The following is a 1,621-nucleotide window of genomic DNA, read 5'->3' on the forward strand; positions in this document are numbered from 1 at the left end:
ATCTTGTCGATGCGCGGAACCTGCATCTCGTTGTCGTAGCCGAACTGTTCCTGCAGCGCCTTGCGGATGGTCTCGTTGTAGACCTGCTTGAGGCGCGGCGTGTTCTGAGCCTTGGACTGTTTGCTTTCAGCCTTGGGCTTCGTGGTTTGAGCCTTAGCCATTGATGACTTCTCCCGAGCGCTTGGCGACGCGCACCTTCTTGCCGTCCTTCTGGAAGATGAAGCCGACGCGGGTCGGCTTGCCATCCTTGGGGTCGGCCAGCGCGATGTTCGACAGCTGGATCGGCGCTTCCTTGGTGATGATCCCGCCCTCTTGGGACTGGGACTGCTTCTGGTGACGGCGGATCATGTTGACGCCACGCACCAGCGCGGTGTCTTCCTTCGGCTGTACCGAGAGGACTTCGCCCGAACGGCCCTTGTCCTTGCCGGCCAGCACGACGACCTTGTCGCCTTTTCTAATCTTTTGCATTGGTCCGGCTCCTTACAGCACTTCAGGCGCGAGCGAGATGATCTTCATGTGGTTCTTGGCGCGGAGTTCGCGCGGAACCGGTCCGAAGATACGCGTGCCGATCGGCTCTTTCTTGTTGTCGACGAGAACGGCCGCGTTCTTGTCGAAACGGATCACGCTGCCGTCCGGGCGGCGGATGTCCTTGGCCGTGCGAACCACGACCGCCTTCATCACATCGCCCTTCTTCACGCGGCCGCGCGGAATGGCTTCCTTGATCGACACCACGATGATGTCGCCCACGGAAGCGTATTTCCGCTTCGAGCCGCCCAGCACCTTGATGCACATGACACGACGGGCGCCGGAATTATCCGCGACGTCGAGGTTTGTTTGCATCTGAATCATGACTGGCCGCCTTCTTCTCTTCTAACGGGATGGGCTCAAAGCCCCTCCCCGGTCTGTCCAAAATTCGTTGTTTACGCCCGAGGTCAGGCTTGGTCCGAAGACACGACGATCCAGCTCTTGTCCTTGGAAATCGGCTTCGATTCCTGGATGAACACCTGATCGCCAACCTTGTGGGCGTTGTTCTCGTCGTGCGCCTTGTACTTCTTGGTCATGCGCACGGTCTTCTTCATCACGGGATGCGTGAAGCGCCGTTCGACCTTGACGACAACCGTCTTCTCGTTCTTGTCGCTGACGACGGTGCCCTGCAGAATGCGCTTTGGCATGGTTTTCGTCCTTAAGCCTTCTTAGCCGCGGACTTTTCCGCAGCGATGGTCTTGATACGCGCAATGTCCTTACGAACCTGTCTCACGCGCGCGGTCTTCTCGAGCTGGCCGGTGGCCTTCTGGAAGCGCAGGTTGAACTGCTCCTTCTTCAGGCTGGCCAGGTCGTCGGTCAGCTGGTCCTGGGTCTTGGTCCGGATGTCTTCGGCTTTCATGATCAGCCCGTCCTTATTCTGCGATGCGCTGCACGAAGCGCGTCTTGACCGAGAGCTTGGCCGCGCCGAGACGCAGTGCCTCACGGGCGGTTTCTTCATTGACGCCGTCGATCTCGAACATGATGCGGCCTGGCTTGACGCGCGCCGCCCAGTAATCGACCGCGCCCTTGCCCTTACCCATGCGGACTTCGGTCGGCTTCGAAGTGACCGGCACGTCCGGGAAAATACGGATCCAGA

5 protein-coding genes and 1 pseudogene are annotated in these 1,621 nt (G+C 59.5%); all 6 read right to left on the bottom strand.

The window, feature by feature from the left end:
* Nucleotides 1-161 (bottom strand): annotated as a pseudogene (locus EN925_RS41200) (50S ribosomal protein L5); the annotation flags it as partial.
* Nucleotides 154-468 (bottom strand): 50S ribosomal protein L24, encoded by a 315-nt coding sequence (gene rplX / locus EN925_RS35025; protein ID WP_013531428.1) that lies wholly within the window; start codon nt 466-468, stop codon nt 154-156. The pseudogene EN925_RS41200 and the gene rplX, both read right to left, overlap by 8 nt.
* A 12-nt stretch (nt 469-480) precedes the next feature.
* Entirely contained in the window at nt 481-849 is a 369-nt protein-coding gene (gene rplN, locus EN925_RS35030) for a 50S ribosomal protein L14 (protein ID WP_006205457.1), read from the bottom strand.
* 83 nt (nt 850-932) lie between these two features.
* Nucleotides 933-1,172, bottom strand: coding sequence for a 30S ribosomal protein S17 (gene rpsQ, locus EN925_RS35035; protein ID WP_128337325.1), 240 nt, complete (start codon nt 1,170-1,172; stop codon nt 933-935).
* A gap of 11 nt (nt 1,173-1,183) precedes the next feature.
* Nucleotides 1,184-1,384 (bottom strand): 50S ribosomal protein L29, encoded by a 201-nt coding sequence (rpmC, locus tag EN925_RS35040; protein ID WP_006205459.1) that lies wholly within the window; start codon nt 1,382-1,384, stop codon nt 1,184-1,186.
* A 13-nt stretch (nt 1,385-1,397) separates the two neighbouring features.
* A partial coding sequence (gene rplP, locus EN925_RS35045; protein WP_128337326.1) for a 50S ribosomal protein L16 occupies nt 1,398-1,621 on the bottom strand: 224 nt, incomplete at its 5' end.

Source organism: Mesorhizobium sp. M7A.F.Ca.US.006.04.2.1 (assembly GCF_004022915.1).
Classification (GTDB): domain Bacteria; phylum Pseudomonadota; class Alphaproteobacteria; order Rhizobiales; family Rhizobiaceae; genus Mesorhizobium; species Mesorhizobium ciceri.